At 42.0% G+C, this 5,272-nt stretch carries 3 protein-coding genes; all 3 read left to right on the forward strand.

The features are described 5' to 3' along the window. A partial coding sequence (locus AC1DPQ_RS16550) for a glycoside hydrolase family 35 protein (protein WP_477610280.1) occupies positions 1–1,958 on the forward strand: 1,958 nt, incomplete at its 5' end. 9 nt (positions 1,959–1,967) lie between these two features. Further along, positions 1,968–4,499 carry a glycoside hydrolase family 3 N-terminal domain-containing protein gene (locus AC1DPQ_RS16555; protein WP_477610281.1) on the forward strand — a complete coding sequence of 844 codons (2,532 nt, stop codon included), beginning with the start codon at positions 1,968–1,970 and terminating at the stop codon, positions 4,497–4,499. A 78-nt stretch (positions 4,500–4,577) separates the two neighbouring features. Further along, a partial coding sequence (locus AC1DPQ_RS16560) for a sugar-binding domain-containing protein (protein WP_477610282.1) occupies positions 4,578–5,272 on the forward strand: 695 nt, incomplete at its 3' end.

Below are 5,272 nucleotides of genomic sequence, written 5' to 3' on the forward strand. Positions count from 1 at the left end.
ATACTGAGCATGTAAAATGGTGTATGCATTGGTATCAGGCAGTAGGTAAGATCATCGCAAAAGAGCAAATTACCCGAAAAACTGATCAAGAAAAAGGCATTATCATGGTCCAGATCGAAAATGAATACGATTCCCATGAAACCRCTAACAAAAAAGCTTTTTTACAGTCTTTATATCAAGGGGTAAAAAACGCAGGTGTTAAGGTACCCATTTTTAGCTGCCTTACCTCCGAGTGCCGGGGAAGCAAAGATAGCGTGCTTTCAAATGTTTTTGATTGTGACAACTACTATGTGGATTTAAACGATGCCATTAGCTGCGCTAAACGGATGGAAGATCTAAAACATAGACAGCCCAACGCGCCGGGCTTCGTTACTGAACTGCAGGGCGGATGGTTTTCTACTGTGACTGGCAGGCTGAGCGAAGAGCATGAATCAAACGATAAACATTTTTATGCGGTGGGCATGATGTCGATTTTGGGAGGCGCCACCGGATTGAATTATTATATGATCTATGGTGGCACAAATTTCGCTGGCTGGGGGGCAAGGGGGCAAACAACCAGTTATGATTACAATGCGGCAATCAAAGAAGATGGCAGCTTATCAAAAAAATATTATGCGGCCCAAAATATTGGTGATTTCATCAAAAAATATCAACAGCAGCTCATCCATTCTAAAGGTGGCGTCTGCACATTTGAAAAAGCCCCAGCTGAATTAGTTGGGGGAATGCGCATTGCCCAGGATGGGACCAGGTTTGTTTTTCTGCACAATAGCACTGCAAAAAAACAGATTCATGGAACAGCCTTAATCAAACCAGGGGCAAATGCATCGGCCTCGGCGCCTATTTACAATGTAAACCAAAACGAAGAAAAAGTTTTAATCAAAGTAAATACCGTTAAAAAAAGTGATTTAGCTGCCGAACCAGCGTTTGAAATCGTCTATGATTTAGATTCCTTGGAAACAAAAGTATTGGTCATTCCACCCGGAGTCATTGCCAAGCAGGGTATTTGGTGGGGTTTACAAAACAACAAAAAGGAAGCAAAAGAAACCAAAACCAGTCTATCAATTAAAGCGGTGAAGGTGCACAATGAAGATTTCAAAGCCAAATGGCAGTCACTTTCCTCAAACCGCTCCTTGCCGGAATTAGGCGTTAACGATTGCCGCTATGTACTCTACCGTGCAAATGACAAACTAACCCAAAAACAGGCAGACCAGTTTTCTAAATTAATGTTCAATACATTTTCCAGAGACATTTTAAACCTGCAGGTAAACGGCAAAATAGCGCCGCGCTTATACCCTACTGATAAATATGCAGCCAGTGTGAGCAGAAATGTAAACAAATCTTTCCAAAGAATAAAAGAGAACGACTACGATAATATCTTCAATGTTGCAGGCTTGTTGCATCCGGGAGAAAATGAGCTTATCGTGGTATATGAAAATATTGGCCATGAGCACGGTTATTATCCAATGGAAGAGTTGTGTGGTATACGCAATGCTGGTTATAGCGATACAGTTAACAATATACAAAAGGCCATTAGTTGGCAGATAGCTACCGATTTAGCTGGCATTAAAAATCATTTTATTTCACCCGGTTATAATGACCGTTCCTGGGAAGAGATAAAATTAGATACCACATTTAAAGTTGCCCGAAAAGGAAATAACATACAACCAAAAGGAAAACAAAATGCTTTATTTACCTGGTACAGAACTGAATTTGAACTTTCTAAATCMCTTAACAGGGAGGCTTTGTCCCGTTTATTGATCAATGCCTCTGGCAATGGCTTTATTTACCTTAACGGGCACAATATAGGCCGTTATTGGGAGGCTGGTCCGCAACGTGAATTTTATTTACCAGAGTGCTGGCTCCATCTTGGAAAAAACAAAAAAAATGTGATCACCCTGGGCTTACAACAAACCATCAACGGGGCGGAAATCAGGGGAATGACCATTTCACAATATTAAAAAAGATTTATGAACAATATAAAAGGCAAAGTACAGACCCTATTCCTGTCCACTGTTTTATTGGTGGCATCCTTAGCCACCCTGGGACAACAGACTGCTCCAAAGCTTAAACCTGCCAGCAAAAATGCTGATATCCCCTTCCCCAAAAAGACGGAAATTTACCATCAGGGCTGGGTAGACTTTAATAAAAATAACAAAAAAGACCTGTATGAAGATCCGTCCCAACCGATACAAAAACGGATCACCAATTTACTTTCTCAAATGACATTGGAAGAAAAATCGTGTCAATTAGCCACCTATTATGGCCATGGAAAGGTATTAACCGACAGCCTGCCAACAGGAAAATGGACCAGCATGATCTTTAAGGATGGTATTGCAAATATTGATGAACATATTAATAATACCCCAAGGATAAAAGAAAACGAAACTCCTTTTAATAATGCGGTGGCCATTAACGAAACACAGCGTTTTTTCGTTGAATATACCCGTTTGGGTATTCCGGTTGATTTCACAAATGAAGGCATTAGGGGCCTAACCGCAAGACATGCCACAAGTTTCCCCTCGATGAATGCATTAGGCTGTACCTGGGATAAGGAGCTCGGTTTTGAAATGGGTAGAGTAGAGGGTAAAGAAGCACGGGTATTGGGGTATACGAATGTTTATGCACCAATTTTGGATGTAACAAGAGATCAGCGCTGGGGAAGATGGGAAGGTTCCCTGGGTGAAGACCCTTACCTGGTGGCACGTATGGGCGTAGCTATGGCGAAGGGAATCCAATCAGAACATGTCGTATCTACGCCTAAACATTATGTTGGCTACGGCGATACCAAAGCCGCCCGCCAGTGGGATTCCCGTACCGATCCACATATTACGCCATCTGAAATGTATTATATTCATGAATATCCCTTTCGAAAAGTTTTCAAAGAGGCCGGTTCACTTGGGGTTATGAGTTCTTACAACGATTACAATGGGATTCCAATGGCTGGAAATTATTATTATCTTACTACCAAACTCCGAAAAGAAATGGGCTTTAAGGGTTATGTGGTCTCAGATAGTTATTCAATTGAACGGCTTTCGGATATCCATCATGTAGCCGCTGATCACAAAGAAGCCTGTTTAATGGCGCTGAAAGCCGGACTAAATGTAAGAACAGACTTCAATGACCCAACTGAATACATTCAAAACGTCAGGGCTTTAGTTAAAGAGGGAAAGATTCCTATCCAGCGGATTAATGAGCTTGTAGAAAATGTGCTGTATGTAAAGTTTTGGCTGGGCCTGTTCGATAACCCTTATACCGGCCAGCCCGAGGCAGCACAAAAAACGATTTCAAGCGAAGAACACCTCAAAGCTGCCTTAAGAGCGTCCAGAGAATGCTTGGTATTGTTGAAGAATCAAAACGATTTGCTCCCTTTAAAAGGGAATTTCCAAAAAATTGCAGTTATTGGCCCAAATGCCAACAAAAACAACTACGTGCCGACACATTATGGGCCTATGGACTTTGCTGCATTTACCAGCGTATACGATGGCTTGAAAAATGTTTACAAGGGCGAGAATGTCGTGATTAACTATGCAAAAGGAATCGAGCTGGTTAATAAAGGGTGGCCTGAAAGCGAACTGATTCCCGATACCCTGACTACCGATGAAAACACATCTATTAAAGAAGCTGTTGAGCTGGCTTTGAAATCCGATGTAACGGTACTGGTGCTGGGCGATGGAACAAGTACATCTGGTGAAAGCCGTACACGGAGCAGTTTGGATTTACCCGGACACCAAGAGAGGCTGCTAGAGGCGCTGCAAAAAACAGGTAAACCGATCGTTCTGGTATTAATCTGGGGACGACCAGCCTCCATCAACTATGCCCAAAAATACTGTCAAGCGATACTGAGCGCACCTTACCCTGGTGCGCAGGGTGGGCAGGCCATTGCCGAGGCATTAAAAGGCGAGTATAATCCGGGTGGTAAATTAAATGGAACCTGGGTGAAATCCGTAGGACAGCTTCCTTTCAACATTCCGGCAAAACCAAATGCCAATTGGGAGCCAATGAACAATTATTCAGTGGCCAACAAAGGGCTTTTATACTGTTTTGGGTATGGATTATCTTACACCAAGTTTGCCTATGACAGTCTTTCAGTTGATAGTATTGAGAGTAAAACCGGAAAGGTCAGTATCCGTTGTAAAATAACCAATACCGGTAATTTAGCCGGTGATGAAGTCGTACAGTTATACATCAATGATGTGGTGAGTTCTACCACAACCTACGAGAAACAATTGCGTGGCTTCGAACGTATCCCGCTGTTAGCTAAAGAATCGAAATGGGTAACGTTCCAAATAGTTCCCGATGATCTGACGCTGATCAATGTCGACAATAAAGTAGTATTGGAACCTGGGGAATTTAAGGCAATGATAGGTGCATCTTATGATGATATCCGGTTACAAAAAAGCTTTTTTGTAAGCGGAAACTCACCAAAAAAACAGGTACCGGTGAAGAAAACCCCAATTAAGAAATCAAAAATGATGCGCGATACCGATGAGGTAAAATGATCCGATTACCACTACAAAACGATAAAAAAGTAATTTACAAGATGAACATATCTCCACCAGTGATACCATTCCCCTACCATGAAAATTAACTTCAGATTATTTGCCTTCTTTTTATCTGTATTATTTACCTCCTATGGTTTTAGTCAAACCCCTGCTGCCTCTCCCAGGCTCAGTTTAAATTTTAATACCAACTGGGCATTTTTCCGGGGTGATGCACCTGGAGCAGAGGCCATAAAATACAACGATGAAAATTGGACCGCTGTAAGTATTCCACATACCATGCGCCTTGAGCCAAAGCATAATGGAGGCAATAATAACTATACCGGTATTGGCTGGTACCGCCGGTATTTCAAAATCGATAAAGCCAGCTTAGGGAAACGTATTACCTTAAATTTCGACGGGGTACAGAAAAACTGTGCGGTATTTTTAAACGGCGAAAAGCTGAAGGAGCATTTTGGTGGTTATCTGGCTTTTAATGTAGATATAAGCGATAAAGTAAGATATGGAACCAATAATGTACTGGCGGTACGTGTATCGAACCAGGATGATCCTTTAACCCCACCGGGAAAGGCGCAGGCTAAAATGGATTTCCTCTATTACGGTGGCATTTATCGCAGTGTAACGCTCCAGTTCAGTAATAAAATACATATATCAGATGCATTAGAGGCCAAGAAAATAGCGGGCGGTGGTTTATTTGTTTCCTTTCCAAAGGTAGATAAACAAAAGGCTGAGGTGAGCATCAAAACTCATGTGGTTAACCGCAGCAATAGCAC

The sequence above is a fragment of the Pedobacter sp. 01T416_2 genome, from assembly GCF_056398925.1.

Coding starts and splice junctions, on each gene's coding strand:
- AC1DPQ_RS16555 (WP_477610281.1), top strand. CDS start 1,968: ATGAACAATATAAAAGGCAAAGTACAGACCCTATTCCTGTCCACTGTT.